Here is an 18,295-nt window from a genome sequence, read left to right as displayed (position 1 = left end):
GACGGGTCAGCCCGGCAGTGCCCAGAGGCGCACGCCGGAGAGCTCGAGCTGGGTCAGATAGAGGCGCACGTCGAATTCGTACTGGTGGTAGTGCGGCTCCATCCAGCAACATAATTTGTAGAAAGCCTTGTCGTGTTGCTTTTCTTTTAAGTGGGCCAGTTCGTGAACGGCGATCATGCGCAGGAATGGTTCGGGCGCGTCGCGGAACACGGTGCCGATGCGGATTTCGTGCTTTGCTTTTAGCTTGCCGCCCTGCACGCGCGAGATGGCCGTGTGCAGGCCGAGCGCTTGCTGTACGACCTGGATCTTGCTGTCATAGGCGACTTTGGCGACCGGGTCGGCATTCCTCAGGTAGGTATCCTTCAAATCCTGGACGTAACCGTACAGCGCCTTGTCGGTGCGGATGCCATGCGCGTCGGGATAGCGCTCGCGCAGCACATCGGCCAGGCGTTCCTGTTCGATCAGGCGGGCCACCTGCGCCCGGGTTTGCTCGGGGTAGGCGCCGAGGTATTTGAGAATGGCGGTCATGCGCTTACGGGTAGGAATGGGGACCGCAATGTAGCACAGGGGGCAGCGCAGCGCTGCAGCCGGCAATAAAAAGGCCGGGCGTGCGCCCGGCCCCCGCCATGCGTGGCACACAATTATTCTTTGCTGCCCTGGCGCCCGCCCTTGTCGCTGCCCGCATTGCCAGCGCCATGGCCGGCCGCGGCGCGGCTGGCCGACTGGCGGCTTTCGCCGCCCTTGCGGCCGATATCGGCCATGTGTTCGCGGTTGCGGCTGACCGCGACACCGCCTTTTTGCCCGGCGCGGCGCGCTTCTTCCGAATCGAATTCGTGCGCCGTGCCTTTCTGGTGGGCCGCCTGGCCGCCCTTGCTGGCTATTTCGCGCTGCTGGTTTTCATCCATTGCCGCAAATCCGCGCTTGGCCGGCGTGCCGTTGCCGGTGCCGCTTTTTTGGGTGTTGCCGCCTGCGCTCTTGCCGTTTTCTTTGCTTGTCGCCATGTCGATCTCCTGGTTGCCTGCAGTGTCAAAAGTCCGCTTGAACACATAGGGATGCGCTCGTGAGTTAGAGAGCGGCGCTGGCGCGAAGTTCCGGCCTGATGCGCGAGAATCGCGCCGCCAGCCTTGTGTCGTCGACATGCTGTACTTGAGCAGGCGAATCCGGGGATAATGGGACGAATCGTTACCTGAGGATCGACCTATGCGGTGGAGCAAGCTGGCGGCGCCTGCGTTGTGGTTTCTGGGCGGTGTGGCGTCGGCGCTGACGGCGGGCCGCGTTGGGCGCGCGCAGCGGCCCGGGCGGCGCGTGCGCAATGAGCGCCGCGTCGATCTCGCCAGTCGTCTCGATGCGTTCGAACACGTCACCGACTCGGCCGGCATCGGCCTGTACTTCTGGAACATGGCGACCGATACGCTGACCTGGTCGCAACACCATTACGCGATCTTCGGCTACGACCCGGCCCTGCCGGCCAGCCATGCCATGTTCCGCGCGCGCATCCACCCACAGGACCTGGACACGGTCGACGCCGCCGTCGACCTGGCTCTGTCCAGCCGCAGCGACTACCTGGTGCGCTTTCGGGTGCAGCTGCCCGACGGTGCGCTGCGCTACGTGCGTGGCAGCGGGCGCGCCACCTACGGCGCCGACGGCCGCCCGGCCGCCCTGAACGGCGCCGTGATCGACATCACCGAAACCACCGAGGCCGTGCACGCCACGCGCCAGCGCGAACTCGATCTCGCCACGGTCGCCGCCAACCTGCCCGATATCATCAACCGCTACGACCGCCAGCGCCGCTGCCTGTTCGTCTCGCCGCGCATCGAGGCGCTGACCGGGCAGCCGGCCGCCTGGTTCCTCGGTAAAACCCACGAGGAACTCGGGCTCGACCCGGTGCTGGCCGCGCGCTGGAGCGCCGTACTGGAAGACGTGATCCGCAACGGCACCATGCGCGAATTTGATTTCGCCCATGTCGGCGCGGACGGCGTCGAGCGTTTCTATATCACGCGCGCGCTGCCGTCGTTCGGCCCCGATGGCCGGGTCGAAACGGTGCTGACGATTTCCACCGACCACACCGAGCGTGAACGGGAGGCGCGCCAGTTGCGCCTGGACGGGGCGATGCTGGAAAAAGCCGACCTGCGCAAGAACGAATACCTGGCCACGCTGGCGCACGAATTGCGCGGCCCGCTGGCGCCGATTTCGTCGGCGGTGCAACTGCTGGGCTTGTCCGACCAGCCGGCCGTGCGCGAGAAGGCGCGCGGCGTGATCGAGCGCCAGGTGGCCCAGCTGGCCAGCCTGGTGGGCGACCTGATGGAAGTGGGGCGCATCAGTTCCGGCAAGCTGGCCATCGAGCGCGCCCGCGTGCAGCTGCGCCACGTGATCGATCAGGCGGTGGAGGCAAGCAAACCGCTGCTCGATGCGCGCCGGCAAGCGCTCAGCGTGGAGCTGCCCCACGAGGACGCCTGGCTCGATGCAGACGCCCTGCGCCTGGTGCAGGCGTTTTCCAATTTGCTCACGAATGCGTCGAAATACTCGCCGCGAGGCGCGCCGGTGGCGATCCAGGCGCGCGCCAACGGCAAGCACGTGGAGATCAAGGTGGCCGACCAGGGCATCGGCCTGACCGAAGAGGCGATGCGTGACATTTTCGACTTGTTCGTGCAGGTCAATCCGACCGGCGTGCAGGCCCAGGGCGGGCTCGGGATTGGCCTGTCGCTGGTGCGGCAACTGGTGGAACTGCATGGCGGCAGCGTGGCCGTCCACAGCGCCGGACTGGGCCAGGGCGCCTGTTTCACGGTGCGCTTGCCGCTGGGGCGCCCGCAAGCCGATCTGCCCCTGCCGCACGCCACACCGACGCCGCCGGCGCGCGGTTTAAAAGTGCTGGTGGTAGACGACAACGCCGACGGCGCCCAGACCCTGGCGGCGCTGCTCGACGCGCTGGGGCACCAGGCCGTCACCGCTTTCAACGGGCGCGACGCGGTGCGCCTGGCCGCCGAGCAGGCGTTCGACCTGGCTTTCCTCGACCTGGGGCTGCCCGACATCAGCGGCATCCAGGTGGCGCTGACCATCCGCGGCACCGCGCGCGGCAAGCAGCTGCCGCTGGTGGCGCTGACCGGCCTGGGTCGCGACCAGGACCGCTACCTGACCCAGGCCGCGCAATTCACCGAGCACCTGGTCAAGCCGCTGGCGATGGACGACCTGCTGCGCATTACTGAGGCGGTGGCGGCCAGGCGCGACGCGGGGACGATGATGCAATGACGGCATGGTCGCGCTTCGTGGTCATGTGGCAACAGCGTCGAAGCAAGTATTGACACGCTCCCTGGTGCCGCCTACTGTTGGTGTTGCCTCCTGGAAAATTCTGGAAGGCCAACCCCGGTCAGGGCGGCGCCAGGCGCAATCCGCTTTGATCCTGAATCGATTGAATGCGGATGACGATCAAGACAAAATTGATGTTGGCACTGGCTGTCATGTGGGTGGGTTTACTGATCCTGGCCGGCTGGTCTGCCTTCAATACACGCCAGACCATGCTCGACGAACGCCGCGCCGGCCTGCAGCACGTTGTCGAAGCCGCCGAGGGTATTCTCAAGCGTTACGCCGCCGAGGCTGTGGCGGGCAAAATCACCGTGGCCGAGGCGCAGCAACGCGCCCTGCAGCAGATTGCGGCGATGCGCTACGACCATGGCAATTATATTTTTGTGTTTGACAGCCGCCCCGTGGTGCTGATGCATCCCACGTCGAAAGATGTTGTCGGGAAAAATGTTGGCGAGCGCACAGATAGCGACGGCAAGCTCTACTACCGCGAGATGATTAAAATCGCGAAGAGCAGCAAGAGCGGCTTCGTCAATTACATGGGGCGCCTGGCTGGGACCGACGACAACAACCGCACCCCCAAGGTCACCTATGTGATCTACGACGAAAACTGGGACTGGGTGCTTGCGTCCGGCGTGTTTTTGAAAGACGTGCAAAGCGATTTTTACAACACGCTGATCAAACTGGGCGCCATCCTGGGGACGATCGGGATCGTGGTGTCTGCCATGATGTTGGCCATTATGCGTAACATTACCAACAGCCTTGGCGGTGAACCGGATTACGCGGTCGACATCGCTTCCCGCATTGCCGGCGGTGACTTGAGCATGACGCTGGTTGTGAGGCCGGGCGACACCGGTAGCGTGATCGCCGAAATGCAGCGGATGCAGCAGCGCCTGCTGGACATTATCGGCGGCATACACGATGCGACCGAAACCATCCAGGTTGGCGCCAGCGAAATTGCCGCGGGCAACCTCGATCTTTCTTCCCGTACCGAGCAGCAAGCCGCTGCACTGGAGGAAACGGCTTCCAGCATGGAACAACTGACCTCCACCGTGCAGCAGAATTCAGAGAACGCAATGCAAGCCGGCAAATTGGCGCACGATACCTCTGCCATTGCCCAGCGTGGCAGTGCGGTGGTGGTCGAGGTGACCGAGACCATGCGCGGCATTACCGAGAGCTCGCACATGATCGCCGACATCACCGGCGTGATTGACGGTATCGCGTTTCAAACCAATATTCTGGCGCTCAACGCGGCAGTCGAAGCGGCCCGTGCCGGCGAGCAGGGGCGCGGCTTCGCCGTGGTCGCCAGCGAAGTGCGTAATCTGGCCCAGCGCAGCGCCACCGCAGCCAGGGAAATCAAGGTCTTGATCGGCGAGTCCGTGACGCGCGTGAATGCGGGTTCGGTCCTGGTTGACCGGGCCGGCGGCGCCATGGACGAGGTGCTCGATGCGGTGCGCCAGCTGACCACCCTCACGAGTGAAATTTCAGCCGCTACCGGCGAGCAAAATTCCGGCATCCACGAAGTCAACCTGGCCATTTCGCAAATGGACCAGGTGACACAGCAAAATGCCGCCCTGGTCGAAGAGGCGGCGGCGGCGGCCGGGTCACTCGAAGAGCAAACCCGACGCTTGAAAGAGGCGGTGGCATTCTTCAAAACCTGAAAACGCGTGTGGCCGCCGCTGGCATGCTTAGCTTTCTGCTACCTTCAGCACCAGCTTGCCGAAGTTCTTGCCTTCGAACAGCATCAGCAGCGCGGCCGGGAAGTTCTCCAGGCCCTCGACGACGTCGGTGCGGCTCTTGATGCTGCCGTCCTTGAGCCAGCTTGCCAACTGCGCCACGCCTTCCTGGTAGCGCGGCGCGTAGTCGAACACCACCATGCCTTCCATGCGCGCGCGGTTGACCAGCAAGGCCAGGTAATTCGACGGACCCTGTACGGGCGTGGTGTTGTTGTACTGCGAGATGGCGCCGCAGATGACGATGCGCGCCTTCATGTTGATGCGGGTAAGGACCGTGTCGAGGATGTCGCCGCCGACATTGTCGAAATACACGTCGACGCCGGCCGGGCAGTGTTCCTTCAAGCCGTCTTTGACGGAACCGTTCTTGTAGTCGATGCAGGCGTCGAAGCCGAGTTCATTGACCACGAAATCGCACTTGTCCTTGCCGCCGGCAATGCCAACCACGCGGCAACCGAGTTTTTTCGCCACCTGGCCGACCGTCTGGCCCACCGCACCTGCCGCACCCGAGACCACCACCGTTTCACCGGCTTTCGGCTGACCGACGTCGAGCAGGCCGAAGTACGCGGTCATGCCCGGCATGCCCAGCGTATTGAGCCAGGTTTCCAGTGGCGCGACGGCCGGATCGATGCGGGTGAAGGCAGACGTTTTGTCGTCGGCCTGGCCCTGCCAGTAGCGCTGCACGCCGATGCCACCGGACACCGTGTCGCCCACCGCAAAGCGCGGCGACTTCGATTCGACGACCACGCCGACGCCGCCGGCACGCATGACGCCGCCGATTTCCACCGGACGAATGTAGGACTTGCCGCCGTTCATCCAGCCACGCATGGCCGGGTCGAGCGACAGGTACAAGGTCTTGACGCGCATTTCTCCGTCTTGCAGGTCGGCCAGCGCAGGGCTGGAGAACTGCCAGTCGCTGTCCTTGGGCAGGCCGCTCGGGCGGGCGGCGAGGCGGAACTGGTCGTTGTTGGTGTCGATGGTCATGCTGGTCTCCCTGTCGTTGTTGGTGAAATAACTATAGCGCAGCTTGGAACGGTCGTGCTATTTTTACGTGGGTATCAGCTTCACCCCGCCGTGCGACAATAGCAAGTTACGATCTTCCAGCCCATTGGCCATGACCCATCCCGAATTCATCCTCACCTTATCTTGCGTCGACCAGCGCGGCATCGTGCACCGGGTGTCGGGTTTTCTGGCCGAACATGGCTGCAACATCATCGACTCGGCCCAGTTCGGCGACGCCGGGTCGCAGCTGTTTTTCATGCGCGTCCATTTTGCGCTGGAAGAGCGCAGCATCGACGCCGGCGCCTTGCGCGCCGCGTTCGATCAACTGTGCGCGACCATGGGCATGACCGGGCAATTGCACGACGCCCACGTGAAGCCGCGCGTGCTGATCATGGTGTCGAAAATCGGCCACTGCCTCAACGACCTGCTGTTTCGCTACAAGAGCGGCCTGCTGCCGGTGGAAATACCCGCGATCGTGTCGAACCACATGGATTTCTACCAGCTGGCAGCAAGCTACAATATCCCGTTCCATCACCTGCCGCTGGCCACTGGCGCGGACGAGGCCGTAAAACAGGCGCAGGAAGCACGCATCCTCGATCTGCTGGCCACCCACCGCATCGACCTGGTGGTGCTGGCGCGCTACATGCAGATCCTGTCGCCCGGCCTGTGCCGCGCCTTGCAGGGCAGGGCGATCAATATCCACCATTCGTTCCTGCCCAGCTTCAAGGGCGCGCGCCCATATGCGCAGGCGCACCGGCGCGGCGTCAAGCTGATCGGCGCGACCGCGCATTTCGTCACGGGCGAGCTCGATGAAGGCCCGATCATCGAGCAGGACGTCGAGCGGGTCGACCATGCGATGGATGCCGATGCCCTTACCGCCATCGGGCGCGACGTCGAATGCGTGGTGCTGGCGCGCGCCGTGAAATGGTTTGTCGAACACCGCATTTTGCAAAACGGCGACAAGACCGTCGTTTTTAACTAGATTCAACAAGAAGGTAGCAATGGCACTCAAGGCAACAATTTACAAGGCAGAACTGCAAATCGCAGACATGGACCGCAATTACTACCAGGAGCATTTATTGACCCTGGCGCGGCACCCGTCCGAGACCGACGAGCGCATGATGATCCGCCTGCTGGCATTCGCCATCCACGCCAGCGAGGCGCTGACGTTCACCAAGGGCCTGTTCGACACCGAAGAGCCGGACCTGTGGGAAAAGGACCTGACCGGCGCGATTCAATTGTGGGTCGAGGTCGGCCAGCCGGACGAAAAGCGCCTGATGAAGGCGTGCGGGCGCTCGGAGCACGTGATCGTCTACAGCTACAGCGCCACCAGCCATATCTGGTACAAGGGCATTGCGAACAAGCTCGAGCGCGCGAAGAACCTGGAAGTGATCAATATTCCGGCCGACGCCAGCGTTCAGCTCGAGAAGATGGCCAAGCGCAACATGCAGCTGCAATGCACCATCCAGGACGGCCAGATCTATTTGACCGACAGCGTGGAGACGGTGCTGATCGAGCGCGAGACCTTCAAGCCGCTCAAGTAATTTTATCAATCGTTTGGCTCATTATGAAAGTATCGCCATGATCAAGCATTTGCTCGTGTTGTTCTCTGCCGCAGCCCTGTCCTCGGCTGCACTGGCGCAGGTAAGCGCGTCCGACGCCTGGGTGCGCGCCACCGTGCCGGTGCAAAAAACCGCTGGCGCCTTTTTGACGCTGCAGTCGGTGAAAGCGGCGCGCGTGGTAGGCGCCAGCACGCCGGCTGCCGGCAGCGTTGAAATGCACAAGATGGAAATGGCCGGTCAGACCATGAAGATGCAGGCGGTCGACGCCATCGAGCTGCCGGCCGGCGCCAAAGTCGACCTGGCCAAAGCCGGCTACCACCTGATGTTTCTCGACCTGAAGCAGCAACTCAAGGAAGGCGACAGCGTGCCGGTGACCTTGACGATCGAAGACGCCGCGAAAAAGCGCGACACCGTGGTCGTCAACGTGCCGGTCAAAGCGATCGGCTACACGGCGCCAGCCGAGGCGCATCACAGCCATTAAAGCGGGCTGGCCCCCAGGCGGCGCGTGGTGCCCGAGCCGAGCACCGTGGTCGTGACGTGCGGGTCGCCGTAGTAATTCGCGGTGCCCGAGCCGGCCACGGTGAGGTTCAGCGATTTCTGCGCCCAGACTGTCGCCGCACCCGAGCCGGCAATCGAGATGCTGACGCTGTCGCTGCGTACTTTGCCCATCCTGACGTCACCCGAACCGCCGATCGAGACCGACACCTTGTTGGCCGTACCGGTGGCCGCTTGCAGGTTGCCGGACCCGCCCAGGTTGACCGACAGGCTGTCGGTCTCGACGCCTTTCAGACTGATCGTCCCCGAGCCGCCCAGGTCGAGCTGCACCTTGCGGCCGCGCAGCGCATCGCTGTCGATCGAGCCGGAGCCGCCCAGGCTGATGTGGTCGACCGATTTGGCCTGCACGATGATTTTCAGGGTGCGGGTCTGCAAATTCATGTTGCGCCTGGCGGTGCGGATTGTGAGCATGCCGTCTTCCACCACGGTTTCGATCAGCGGCAGCAAGTTGTCGTCGGTTTCAATCGTGATGCCTTCGGTGGTGCCGATGCGGATTTCGACCTTTGCCGCCAGGTTACTGGAAACGCCATTGAACGCGCCCAGCTCGCGCTGCTGGCGCTTGATGACGCCATTGCCCTGCACCTGCTCGCCGCCCCAGCCCCAGGACGCAGCGTGCGCGACGGACTGAGTCAGGGGCGTGGCGCTGGCGAGGATGCAGGCGGCGAGCAGCAGTTTCGGGGCGAAGCGGCGTGGCAGGGTCATGGCAGGTCTCCAAAGGTTGATGCATGCATGGTAAGCAGGCGCTGGCCGCCGCGGCAGCGCTTTGCGACAGTTTGCGCGGGCAGCGGCGCAGAATGCCGTCCGGGCCGATAGCCTGCTGCGGTATCATGGCGCTTCTCCGCACTATGCACCTGGACTGAATATGCTCATCATCACCATCAAACAAGGCAAGGAAAAAAGCCTGCTCGCCGGCGATCCCTGGATCTACGCCTCCGCCATCGAACGTGTCGACGGCCACGGCAAGCCGGGCGCCACTGCCCTGGTGCAGAACTCCGCCCGCAAATTTCTCGCGCGCGCCGCGTGGGCACCAAAGTCGCAGATCCAGGCGCGCGTCTGGACGCTCGATGAGACGCAGCCAGTCGACCATGCCCTGATCAAAAACCGCATCAAGGCGGCACTGGCAAAAAGCGCTGCGGCGGCGAAAAAAGCCCTGCCCGATCAACTGGTGCGCCTGGTGAATGCGGAAGACGACGGCTTGCCCGGTTTGCTGGTCGATGGCTACGGCGGCGCCGATGGCCAATTGCTGTGCCAGTTCCAGGCGGTTGGCGTCGACGCATGGAAAATCCCGATCGTGCAGGCCCTGATCGCGGCCACGGGGTGCCCGAATGTGTATGAAATGTCGGACGAGTTGATCCGCAAGGGCGAAGGCTTGCCGGTCAAGTCGCGCACGCTGGCCGGCGAAGAGCCGCCGGCGCGCATTTCGCTGGTGGAGAAGGGCGTGCGCTTCCAGCTGGAACTGCGCACCGGCGAGCGCCGCGCGCTCAAATAAGGGCTGTTGCGTCGAGTAATTTTATTTACGATTGGCAACTTTGCGTCCGAAACTGGTCTTATAATCAGTGCCACTTGATCACCCTCTTTTGGCACCGATGGAACACCAACAGTCCTCCCAGATTCGCACCCTGTCGTATGTGGAAAACGAAGACCATCCGGTCTTCGGCACCCTGGTCGAGCAGATTCTGCACCTGCTGAACTCGCGCCTGGTGTTTTCCGACATCATCATCCACCAGAACAGTCCCTTGATGCTGCGCCAGCCGAAAGGCCTGGTGGCGGTGACGGATTCGCCGGTCACGCGCGAGGAGCTGGAAGAGTTTTTCGAAGCGATCGAGCCGAACTGGCCGGAGCGTATTGCCGAGCGCGCGTTCGACCGCTCGATCGACCTGCACACCGCGCGCATTCGCGCCAACTGCTTTACCTTCCAGGGCAAGAAGCGCCTCGGTTGCGTGATCCGCCGCTTCCCCAAGGAACCGATCGAACTGGTCAAGCTTGGCCTGCATGGCGACGAGCAGGAGTTCGCGCGCCTGACCAGCGGCCTGGTGCTGATCATCGGCGACACTTGCCAGGGCAAGTCGACCACCATCGCCTCGATGATCGACGAGATCAACAAGCACCGCTCGGGCCACATCATCACCATCGAAGACCCGGTCGAAACGCTGATCCCGCAGCGCCACTGCATCATCACGCAGCGCGAAGTGGGCATCGACGGCGACGTCGAAAGTTACTACCTGGGCGCGCTGGACGCGCTGCGCGAGCGGCCGGACGTGATTGTCATCGGCGAAATCCGCGACGCCGAAACGGCAAGGGAAGCGCTGGCGCTGGCCGAATCGGGGCCGCTGGTGCTGGCAACGCTGCACGCGCGCTCGACCGAACTGGGCCTGCAAAAGATGCTGCGCCTGCTGGGCAGCTCGCAGGCGCAATCGCAGGCGCTGGCGCACGCGCTGCGCGGCGTGCTGTGCCAGGCGCTGTTGCCGTCCATCGAGGGTAACCGGTATTACCTCGCAACCGAGTGCCTGACGCCCGGCGCTGCCGTCACGCAGATGCTGGAGGCGGGTGATCTGGCGGCGATCCGCACGCGCATGAACAGTGGGATCGACGCGGGTTGCCACACGATGAATGTGTCGCTGGAAGCACTGCTGGCGGGGCACAAGGTGAGTGTCGAGGATGCACGCGCTGCGACGACCGATCGGGTCGGCTTCGCGGAAATGGTGTAGCGAGAGAGCCGAAGCTGGTCACTCCAGCGGCACGCTCCGGTACCGATTCACCTGGGCCGCCGTCACGGCGCCGGCCTTGTTGCCCCAGCTGGCCCGGGCATACGTGACCACCTGCGCCACTTCCTCATCTTCCAGCACGTGCGCAAACGGCGGCATGCCGTACGGGCGCGGATTGGCGGCCGTCCCGGGCGCGAAACCGCCATGCAGCACGATGCGCACCGCGTTCACCGACGGCGCCATGGTCAGCGCCTGGGCGCCCGCCAGCGGCGGATAGGCCGGCGCCAGACCCTTGCCATCACTGCCATGGCACGCCATGCAGTGCTTGTCGTAGAGGCGCAATCCCGCCGCCATAACTGCGTCGTCCGGCGCCGCCACCGGCAGCGCAGCCGTGGTGCTGGCCGGGAGAGCCTTCAGGTACAGCGCCATTGCATGCACGTCCTGCACTGTCAGGTATTGCAAACTGTTGGCCACCACTTCGGCCATCGGCCCGAACACGGTCGCGCGCGGCGTCGTGCTCGTGTGCAGCAATTGCACGAGTTCTGCCTGGGGCCAGCTGGCGTCGACGTGCAGGGACGGCGCATACCAGTTCAGCACCGGGATCATGCCGCCGGCCAGGCCCGCCGCGCTGGCGCCAAACGCATTCCTGCTGCTGTGGCACGCGCTGCAGTGGCCCAGGCCCTCGACCAGGTAGGCGCCGCGGTTCCAGCTGGCGCCTTGTTCGGGCGCTGGTACGAATACGCCCGGCCTGAAGAAGAACAGGCGCCAGCCGGCCAGCGCAAGCTGCGTGTTGAAGGGGAAGTCCATCGTGTGCGCCAGGTTCGGCTGGCGCACCGGCGCCACGCTGCGCAGATAGGCGTACAGGGCGTCGCTGTCGGCGCGCGTGGTCCTGGTGTAATGCGGGAACGGGAACGCGGGATACAGGTACCTGCCGCCGCGGGAACGCCCGTTGTGCAGCGCGCCCCAGAAATCGTCGGCACTCCAGGCGCCGAGACCGGTAGCAAGGTCGGGCGTCAGGTTGGGCCCGTACAAGGTGCCGAACGGGGTCGCCAGCGCGCGCCCGCCCGCGTACGGGCTGCCGCCGCGCACCGTGTGGCAGCCCATGCAGTCTCCGGCGCGGGCCAGGTAGGCGCCACGGGCGACGTTGGCGGTGCTGAAAGCCCAGTCGGCGCGCGAGTTTGACGCGATGAACTGGTCGCGCGGCCAGGCCCAGGCCAGCAGCGCGCCAAGTAGGATCGCCAACAGCAGCAGCCAGCGCTTCATGGCACGCTGCCGCACGCCAGCGGCAAGGGGCCGGCAAAGGTGGTGGCCGGGCGCGCGCCAGGTGCGTACGGCTGGCTGGCTAGCCAGGTCGAGACGGCATTGATGTCATCGAGCGACAGACGTGCCGCGATGGTCGCCATGCAGTCGGGTAGCAGTGCCTGGCGGGTGCGATTGCGCCACGCGCCGAATTGGGCGTTGACGTAGTCGCGCGGCAGGCCGACCAGGCCCGGGACGGTGGGCAAGGTGCCGGCCAGCGCCTGGCCGTGGCAGGCCACGCAGGCCGGTACCTTGCGTGCGGCATCGCCCTGCATGGCCAGCACGCGACCCCGTTCGAGCAGCGCGGTGCTGGCGCTCACGGGCACAGCGGGTGGTGCGGGCGGATGCTGGGCAGCAAAATAGCCGGCGATCTCGTGCAGATAGGCGTCCGGCAGGTGCGTGACCATGTAAGTCATCACGGGATACTGGCGCCGGCCATCGCGGAAATTGGTGAGCTGGTTGTAGAGGTAGCCGGCGGGCTTGCCGCCAATGCGGGGAAAGTAGTCGGTACCCCTGGCCTGATCGGTTTGCGCGTGGCACGCCGTGCAGGCGATCAGGCGCTGGGCCAGCGTATCGGGTAACACGGCAGGGCGCTCGGCTGCCCGGATCGGGTAAGACAGGAAAAGCATGCAGCACGCCAGCCACCAGGAGGGTCGCCGGCGCGCCATGGTGTCAGCTGGCTTCTTGCGTGGCACGCCAGTGCCGGTACAGTTTCAAGGCGACATGGGCGTCGTCGGCGGCGTACAAAATCTGCTTTTCCGACAGGCGCGGCATGGCCCAGTTGGTGGTGGTGATGCGTTTCGATTTTTGCAGCGCCTGGCCGAAATGACGCGCCACGGCGGTTTTTGCACCGAGCGGATTTTTTTCGTTGCGGCGCATGGCGGTCGACAGGTCGAGCACGTTGGCCGTGTCGATGCCCAGCTTGCTGCGCAGGCGTTTGATGTCGTCGAGCAGCCCGAAGCCGACCTTCAGGATGGCAGGTGACTCGAGGATGGCTTTCAGGACTGATGTTTCGATGGTGCCGGGTACGGCGCCGATCTGGAACAGGTAGGCGATGTCGTCGGTGGCCAGTTGCACCAGGTGCGGGCCGGTCGAGACTTCGCCTTTCAGGAACGTGGGCTTCGATTCGGTGTCAAAGCCCAGCACGTCGGCCTGCGACAGGGCGGCGAGCGCCTCAGCGGCGTCCGTCGCCGTTTTGACCATGCGCACTTCAGAGAGGGCAATGCCATCGTAAGGGGGCAGTACCTGGTCTGTGTCGAGCGGCATGGTCATGCGTTCAGGAGCGCGAAAACTTCGATGCCAGCTGCATCAGCTTTTCCTGGCGCAACTTGTCTGCCTCGAGCGCCTGGGCCGCTTCGCGTTCTACCTTCTCGGCATCGCGTTCAGCTTTCTTGCGCTCCGCTTCTTTCTTGAGTCGCTGCTGCAAGGTTTCCTTGGCATGGGTGCGGTGCGTCTCGGCGACTTCGGCACCGGCCGTGCCGTCCAGATCGTAACGCACAGTGGCTTTCTCCATTGCGCGCAGGTAGCGCAGCGAACCGGTATGGATGCCTAGTGCGGCGCGCATCGCCTTGCGTTCGATGCCCGGCATGCGCGCGATGATCTGCTTGTCGATGCCGATGGACAGCGGCAGGCAATCGCGGAAGGCCTTGAATTGCTGCTGGAATTGTTTGAGCAGGGTACGGGCGGACGGTGCTGGTGCGGCGGGCGCAACAGGGGACGCTTCGTTTGCGGCAGGGGACGCTTCGACCGTGCCGGTATCCGGGGTGGTCGTTTCGATTGCTTGGGGTGCTTCAGTTGCCGCGGCGGCAGGCACGTCAGCCGATGGGGCGACAGGACTCATTGGATTCATTGACTTCATGGTAAGAACAGGAACCGGAAGGATAGCATGGCCGCCGCCGCAGGTGCGCTATTGTCAACGCAAAATGTAAATGTGGGAGAGGCAGAGCGGGCGAAAATCGTGTATGATCCGCCTCTTGCCTTGCGCGCGGCTTGTGTCGCCGCAGACAACGGGGGAGAGCCGGAGACGGCTCGGCCGCTCCCGGGAAGTCATTCATGCCGCTGGCTTATATCCGCTATGGGTTTTGTCAATTGGCATTTTTAATTTCTCAGGGGCATAATACGACTTGTCTCCTCTATGAAAATAGATTCAAGCCCGTTTTAGCCGACGGGCTTTTTTTCATTCTGACCTGCATTGAGCGATGTTGAACATTTTTTTCACTCTGGCTCGCCCCCCGCGCGTGCCGTTCAATTTATCCGCGGCGATGCGCAGCTTGATTTTCAGCCAGCCGGCCCCTTATTAAGTACGTCCCCAGAATTCGTCCCACCGAGCCTGATTCACGGCTCGTGTTAATTTTTAGCGCGTGAGGCCCTGCCTCTGCCGCGACAGGAGAGTTGTTATATGAAGAACCCCGCCAAAACCTTGACACTGGGCGCCAATAAATCGCCAGCAAAAAGCGCTGCCACATTGGCCGTGCCGAAAACCGCGACCTCGTATTTTATCGAGGGTGAAGCGGATGCCAAGGTTACGGTGGTGAAAACGCGTTCACGCCTGGCCGCTGCCAAAGCCGGTTTCGATTCGGCCAGCGAGCCGCTGGTCGACCAGCGCGTGGGCGAAGCGCGCATCGCCGACGCCCGCGCCGACAGCCTTGGCGAGGCGCCGCACGGCGAGCACCGCGTGGCCGACAAGCGCATCGGTGAGCGCCGTGCCGCCAGCGCCGACGAGGTCGCCGTCGACACCAGCCTGGACGCCTCGATCAACGTGGTCACCGGCAATGGCGCGCTGGCCTCGACGGTGGTGGTCAAGAAACGCGTCTCGAAACTGGCCGCCGTGAAAGCCGCGGAAACCGTCGCCGCTCCGATTGTCGAGGTGCCGAAAGCGCCGGCGCCGCGCGTGCGCGCCGCCGTGCGTCCGATCGATCCGGCCCCGACCGTCATCGAGACGGCCGGCCAGTCGGTCAGCCAGACCACCGACGCCGCCACCCTGGCCGCCATCGACACGTCCGGCTACCTGTTGCCGTCCGTGAAAGTGCCGGGCCGGCGCGGCCGCAAACCGAGCGAATTCATGCCGGAAAACGATGAAGTCGCGGCCCTGAATGCGGTCGAGCGCGCCGAACTGAAAGCGGTCTCGAAAGCGAAAGAGCGCAAAGCCAAGGGCGGCCTGTCGTCGGTCCTGGCGGGCGACGCCTCGACCACCGAGGCGGAACTGGAAAAACGCCGCCAGCAAATCAAGAACCTGATCAATATGGGCAAGGAACGCGGCTTCCTGACCCACGCCGAGATCAACGACCAACTGCCGGAAAACATCATCGATCCGGAAGCGATCGAGGGCATTATCGCCACGTTCAACGACATGGGCATCGCGGTCTATGAGCGCGCCCCTGATGCCGAAATGATGTTGTTGACTGACAACGTTCCGACCGCCACCAGCGACGACGAAGTGGAAGCGGCTGCCGCGACTGCGCTGTCGACCGTCGACTCCGACTTCGGTCGTACCACCGACCCGGTGCGGATGTACATGCGTGAAATGGGCGCGGTGGCGCTGCTGACGCGCGAAGGCGAGATCGAAATTGCCAAGCGCATCGAAGGCGGCCTGAAAGACATGGTGCAAGCCATCTCCGCGTGCCCGACGACGATTTCCGAGATCATCGCGCTGGCCCATAAAATCCGCGCCGAAGAAATCAAGGTCGATGAAGTGGTCGACGGCTTCGTCGATCTGAACGAGACCTCCGCGCCAGTGGCGCCGGCGCCGAAAGTGGCCGCACCTTCCGCCGACGGCGAAGATGAAGAAGAGGAAGAGGAAGAAGCCGACGAAGACGGCGACGCGAATGGCGGCGCGGCCGGTTTCTCGTCCGAGCAGCTGGCGCAACTGAAACGCGGCGCGCTGGACAAATTCGACATCATCGAAGCGCAGTTCGACAAGATGGCCAAGGCCTTCGAAAAAGAAGGCTACGGCACCAAGAATTACGTAAAGGCGCAGGAAGTCATCTCGAACGAGCTGCTGGGCATTCGTTTCACCGCCAAAGTGGTGGAAAAACTGTGCGACACCCTGCGCCACCAGATGGACGAAGTGCGTGCGGTCGAGCGCGCTGTGCTCGATATTTGCGTGAACCGCTGCGGCATGCCGCGCGCCCACTTCATCAAAGTGTTCCCGGGCAACGAAACCGACCTGGGCTGGGTCGACCGCGAAGTCGATTGCAAGTATCCGTACAGCACCGTGCTGGCCCGTAACGTTCCGGCCATCAAGGAACTGCAAACGCGCATGATCGACTTGCAAGCCCGTGTGGCCCTGCCGCTGGCCGACCTGCGCAAGATTAACAAGCAGATGGCTGCCGGCGAGAAGCGGGCCCGCCAGGCCAAGCGTGAAATGACGGTCGCCAACTTGCGCCTGGTGATTTCGATCGCGAAAAAATACATCAACCGCGGCTTGCAATTCCTCGACCTGATCCAGGAAGGCAATATCGGTTTGTTGAAGGCGGTCGACAAGTTTGAATATCGCCGCGGCTATAAATTCTCGACCTACGCCACCTGGTGGATTCGCCAGGCGATCACGCGTTCGATCGCCGACATGGCGCGCACCATCCGCGTGCCGGTGCACATGATCGAGACGATCAACAAGATGAACCGCATCTCGCGCCAGATCATGCAGGAAACCGGCAGCGAACCGGACCTGGCGACGCTGGCCTTGAAAATGGAAATGCCGGAAAACAAAGTGCGCGAAATCATGAAGATCGCCAAAGAGCCGATCTCGATGGAAACACCGATGGGCGAAGATGGCGATTCGCAGCTGGGCGATTTTATTGAAGACAACGCCACCCTGGCGCCGCTGGATGCCGCGCTGCACGCGTCGATGCGCAACGTCATCAAGGAAGTGCTGGACTCGCTCACGCCGCGCGAAGCGAAGGTGCTGCGCATGCGTTACGGCGTTGAAATGTCGAACGACCACACGCTGGAAGAAGTGGGCAAACAGTTCGACGTGACGCGCGAGCGGATTCGCCAGATCGAAGCGAAGGCGATGAGTAAGCTACGCCAGCCGAGCCGGTCGGACAAGCTGAAGAGCTTCCTGCACAATCAGTAACGCGCATTGCGCAAATCGAACCGCACGCCGCCAGGCCGTGCGGTTTTTTTTTGGGCGCTGTTGGCGTTAGTTGGGCAATCTTCCGATCTGCTGCCCCCCCGCGCCGCAACAGTGGCATTGTTGCTGTAAATACAAAAATTTGTTGTATTTGGGAATTAATCGATTCCAGATATCATTTTTGCTGATTTTTTTGCGATAATCTTTTCACCGCGACGAACCGCGCGTTTCTTTAATGGAAAGCATGCTCCATGCCGACAATGACCACTTCCCGATGCGCCGTCCTGTTCCTCGCCAATCTGGCCTTTCTGGCCCACGCGCCGGCATCGGCCGGCCCGGATGAGGGCATCGCCACCGATCGTCCTGATTTTGTCGAGTCCAGCAATGTCGTCGGCCTTGGCCGATTCCAGATCGAGACGAGCGTGCTGGGCGAACGAGGCAGCAGGGACGCCGCCTACTCGCGCACGGTCAGCACCCCCACGTTGCTGCGCTACGGCATTGGCGAGACGATTGAACTGCGCCTGGAGACAGATGGCCACGTGCGCGAAGTGATGGCGCTGCCGGGCGGTGGTGGGCGCGCTACCACCAACGGTTACGCCGACACCTCGCTCGGCTTGAAATGGCACCTGATGGACGATGCACCGGGTGTGCCGTCGGTCGGGCTGCTGGTACACGCCGACCTGGCCAGTGGCTCGCGCGCATTCCGGGGCCAGGGCGTGCGCCCCTCCGTGCGCCTGGTAGGAGAATGGGAATTGCCGGGCGGGCTGAGCCTGGGCGTGATGCCGGGTATGGGCGTCGACCGCACCGACGCCGGTGCGCATGCCGGCTATGGCATCCTGGGTATCGTGCTGGGCAAGGAACTGACACCGGAACTGCGCGGCTTCGTCGAAGTGGCCGCGCCGCGCATCGCCACGGTTGCCAAGGGCGGCACGGTTGCCACCTTCGACACCGGCGCGGCTTGGCTGTTGTCCGAGCGCTGCCAGCTCGACGCCATGGTCGCCTTTGGCCTGAATCGCCGCACCCCCAGCCGCGCCCTGACGGTTGGCTTTTCCTTCAAACTGTAAAAGAGAC

Annotated in this window: 17 protein-coding genes; 9 read left to right on the top strand and 8 right to left on the bottom strand. The window is 63.5% G+C overall.

Annotated elements, in window-relative coordinates; all coding sequences use genetic code 11:
• Window positions 1–6 precede the first annotated feature (6 nt).
• Both V6M87_RS15560 and V6M87_RS15555 read right to left on the bottom strand, forming a co-directional pair.
• Complete coding sequence (locus V6M87_RS15560; RefSeq protein WP_332877556.1) at window positions 7–528, bottom strand: M48 family metallopeptidase; 522 nt, start codon at window positions 526–528, stop codon at window positions 7–9.
• A 113-nt stretch (window positions 529–641) separates the two neighbouring features.
• Window positions 642–1,001, bottom strand: a complete 360-nt coding sequence (locus V6M87_RS15555; protein ID WP_332877555.1) for a KGG domain-containing protein — start codon at window positions 999–1,001, stop codon at window positions 642–644.
• A gap of 199 nt (window positions 1,002–1,200) precedes the next feature.
• On the opposite strand from V6M87_RS15555, the gene V6M87_RS15550 reads away from it, so the two are divergent.
• Both V6M87_RS15550 and V6M87_RS15545 read left to right on the top strand, forming a co-directional pair.
• Window positions 1,201–3,246 (top strand): hybrid sensor histidine kinase/response regulator, encoded by a 2,046-nt coding sequence (locus V6M87_RS15550; protein ID WP_332877554.1) that lies wholly within the window; start codon window positions 1,201–1,203, stop codon window positions 3,244–3,246.
• Between the two features lie 170 nt (window positions 3,247–3,416).
• The gene (locus V6M87_RS15545; protein ID WP_332877553.1) at window positions 3,417–4,958 is read left to right on the top strand and encodes a methyl-accepting chemotaxis protein; all 1,542 of its coding nucleotides are present in this window, start codon (window positions 3,417–3,419) and stop codon (window positions 4,956–4,958) included.
• Window positions 4,959–4,985: 27 nt separating this feature from the next.
• Here the strand turns inward: V6M87_RS15545 and V6M87_RS15540 are convergent, their stop codons facing one another.
• A complete protein-coding gene (locus V6M87_RS15540; protein ID WP_332877552.1) occupies window positions 4,986–6,014 on the bottom strand; it encodes an NADP-dependent oxidoreductase in 1,029 nt (342 codons plus the stop codon).
• Between the two features lie 130 nt (window positions 6,015–6,144).
• Here V6M87_RS15540 and purU point away from each other — a divergent pair, with 130 nt between their 5' ends.
• The 3 genes from purU to V6M87_RS15525 are packed head-to-tail and all read left to right on the top strand — an operon-like array spanning window position 6,145 to window position 8,075.
• Window positions 6,145–7,014 (top strand): formyltetrahydrofolate deformylase, encoded by an 870-nt coding sequence (gene purU, locus V6M87_RS15535; RefSeq protein WP_332877551.1) that lies wholly within the window; start codon window positions 6,145–6,147, stop codon window positions 7,012–7,014.
• Window positions 7,015–7,033: 19 nt separating this feature from the next.
• The gene (locus tag V6M87_RS15530; RefSeq protein WP_332877550.1) at window positions 7,034–7,576 is read left to right on the top strand and encodes a YaeQ family protein; all 543 of its coding nucleotides are present in this window, start codon (window positions 7,034–7,036) and stop codon (window positions 7,574–7,576) included.
• A gap of 37 nt (window positions 7,577–7,613) precedes the next feature.
• Window positions 7,614–8,075, top strand: a complete 462-nt coding sequence (locus V6M87_RS15525; protein ID WP_332877549.1) for a copper chaperone PCu(A)C — start codon at window positions 7,614–7,616, stop codon at window positions 8,073–8,075.
• Here V6M87_RS15525 and V6M87_RS15520 read toward each other — a convergent pair.
• A complete protein-coding gene (locus tag V6M87_RS15520; RefSeq protein WP_332877548.1) occupies window positions 8,072–8,851 on the bottom strand; it encodes a head GIN domain-containing protein in 780 nt (259 codons plus the stop codon). The two genes, V6M87_RS15525 and V6M87_RS15520, sit on opposite strands and share 4 nt — an antisense overlap.
• 160 nt (window positions 8,852–9,011) lie before the next feature.
• Here V6M87_RS15520 and V6M87_RS15515 point away from each other — a divergent pair, with 160 nt between their 5' ends.
• A complete protein-coding gene (locus V6M87_RS15515) occupies window positions 9,012–9,638 on the top strand; it encodes an SAM-dependent methyltransferase (RefSeq protein WP_332877547.1) in 627 nt (208 codons plus the stop codon).
• A gap of 97 nt (window positions 9,639–9,735) precedes the next feature.
• Complete coding sequence (locus V6M87_RS15510) at window positions 9,736–10,857, top strand: type IV pilus twitching motility protein PilT (RefSeq protein WP_332877546.1); 1,122 nt, start codon at window positions 9,736–9,738, stop codon at window positions 10,855–10,857.
• 18 nt (window positions 10,858–10,875) lie between these two features.
• Here V6M87_RS15510 and V6M87_RS15505 read toward each other — a convergent pair whose 3' ends face one another.
• The 4 genes from V6M87_RS15505 to V6M87_RS15490 are packed head-to-tail and all read right to left on the bottom strand — an operon-like array spanning window position 10,876 to window position 14,002.
• On the bottom strand, window positions 10,876–12,117 hold the full coding sequence (locus V6M87_RS15505; protein ID WP_332877545.1) for a cytochrome c: 1,242 nt from the start codon (window positions 12,115–12,117) through the stop codon (window positions 10,876–10,878).
• Window positions 12,114–12,782, bottom strand: coding sequence for a c-type cytochrome (locus V6M87_RS15500; protein ID WP_332877544.1), 669 nt, complete (start codon window positions 12,780–12,782; stop codon window positions 12,114–12,116). Before V6M87_RS15500 ends, V6M87_RS15505 begins: the two co-directional genes overlap by 4 nt.
• 43 nt (window positions 12,783–12,825) lie before the next feature.
• Window positions 12,826–13,419 carry a 3'-5' exonuclease gene (locus V6M87_RS15495; protein WP_332877543.1) on the bottom strand — a complete coding sequence of 198 codons (594 nt, stop codon included), beginning with the start codon at window positions 13,417–13,419 and terminating at the stop codon, window positions 12,826–12,828.
• 10 nt (window positions 13,420–13,429) lie between these two features.
• Entirely contained in the window at window positions 13,430–14,002 is a 573-nt protein-coding gene (locus tag V6M87_RS15490; RefSeq protein ID WP_442920599.1) for a ProQ/FINO family protein, read from the bottom strand.
• A 549-nt stretch (window positions 14,003–14,551) separates the two neighbouring features.
• Between V6M87_RS15490 and rpoD the strand changes: the two genes are divergently transcribed.
• Window positions 14,552–17,227 (top strand): RNA polymerase sigma factor RpoD, encoded by a 2,676-nt coding sequence (gene rpoD, locus V6M87_RS15485; protein WP_332877541.1) that lies wholly within the window; start codon window positions 14,552–14,554, stop codon window positions 17,225–17,227.
• Window positions 17,228–17,475: 248 nt separating this feature from the next.
• Window positions 17,476–18,288, top strand: a complete 813-nt coding sequence (locus V6M87_RS15480; RefSeq protein ID WP_332877540.1) for a transporter — start codon at window positions 17,476–17,478, stop codon at window positions 18,286–18,288.
• The last annotated feature ends 7 nt before the right edge of the window (window positions 18,289–18,295 follow it).

The organism is Massilia sp. S19_KUP03_FR1 (assembly GCF_036688685.1).
In the GTDB taxonomy this organism is placed as follows: domain Bacteria; phylum Pseudomonadota; class Gammaproteobacteria; order Burkholderiales; family Burkholderiaceae_D; genus JALYUM01.
The sequence above is the reverse complement of the archived record's forward strand: the minus strand, read 5'-3'. Positions and strand labels throughout refer to the sequence as shown.

Bases quoted from the DNA above. Each gene is read 5' to 3' on its own strand.
- V6M87_RS15560 (WP_332877556.1), bottom strand. From the start codon at position 528: ATGACCGCCATTCTCAAATACCTCGGCGCCTACCCCGAGCAAACCCGG.
- V6M87_RS15555 (WP_332877555.1), bottom strand. From the start codon at position 1,001: ATGGCGACAAGCAAAGAAAACGGCAAGAGCGCAGGCGGCAACACCCAA.
- V6M87_RS15550 (WP_332877554.1), top strand. From the start codon at position 1,201: ATGCGGTGGAGCAAGCTGGCGGCGCCTGCGTTGTGGTTTCTGGGCGGT.
- V6M87_RS15545 (WP_332877553.1), top strand. From the start codon at position 3,417: ATGACGATCAAGACAAAATTGATGTTGGCACTGGCTGTCATGTGGGTG.
- V6M87_RS15540 (WP_332877552.1), bottom strand. From the start codon at position 6,014: ATGACCATCGACACCAACAACGACCAGTTCCGCCTCGCCGCCCGCCCG.
- purU (WP_332877551.1), top strand. From the start codon at position 6,145: ATGACCCATCCCGAATTCATCCTCACCTTATCTTGCGTCGACCAGCGC.
- V6M87_RS15530 (WP_332877550.1), top strand. From the start codon at position 7,034: ATGGCACTCAAGGCAACAATTTACAAGGCAGAACTGCAAATCGCAGAC.
- V6M87_RS15525 (WP_332877549.1), top strand. From the start codon at position 7,614: ATGATCAAGCATTTGCTCGTGTTGTTCTCTGCCGCAGCCCTGTCCTCG.
- V6M87_RS15520 (WP_332877548.1), bottom strand. From the start codon at position 8,851: ATGACCCTGCCACGCCGCTTCGCCCCGAAACTGCTGCTCGCCGCCTGC.
- V6M87_RS15515 (WP_332877547.1), top strand. From the start codon at position 9,012: ATGCTCATCATCACCATCAAACAAGGCAAGGAAAAAAGCCTGCTCGCC.
- V6M87_RS15510 (WP_332877546.1), top strand. From the start codon at position 9,736: ATGGAACACCAACAGTCCTCCCAGATTCGCACCCTGTCGTATGTGGAA.
- V6M87_RS15505 (WP_332877545.1), bottom strand. From the start codon at position 12,117: ATGAAGCGCTGGCTGCTGCTGTTGGCGATCCTACTTGGCGCGCTGCTG.
- V6M87_RS15500 (WP_332877544.1), bottom strand. From the start codon at position 12,782: ATGCTTTTCCTGTCTTACCCGATCCGGGCAGCCGAGCGCCCTGCCGTG.
- V6M87_RS15495 (WP_332877543.1), bottom strand. From the start codon at position 13,419: ATGCCGCTCGACACAGACCAGGTACTGCCCCCTTACGATGGCATTGCC.
- V6M87_RS15490 (WP_442920599.1), bottom strand. From the start codon at position 14,002: ATGAATCCAATGAGTCCTGTCGCCCCATCGGCTGACGTGCCTGCCGCC.
- rpoD (WP_332877541.1), top strand. From the start codon at position 14,552: ATGAAGAACCCCGCCAAAACCTTGACACTGGGCGCCAATAAATCGCCA.
- V6M87_RS15480 (WP_332877540.1), top strand. From the start codon at position 17,476: ATGCCGACAATGACCACTTCCCGATGCGCCGTCCTGTTCCTCGCCAAT.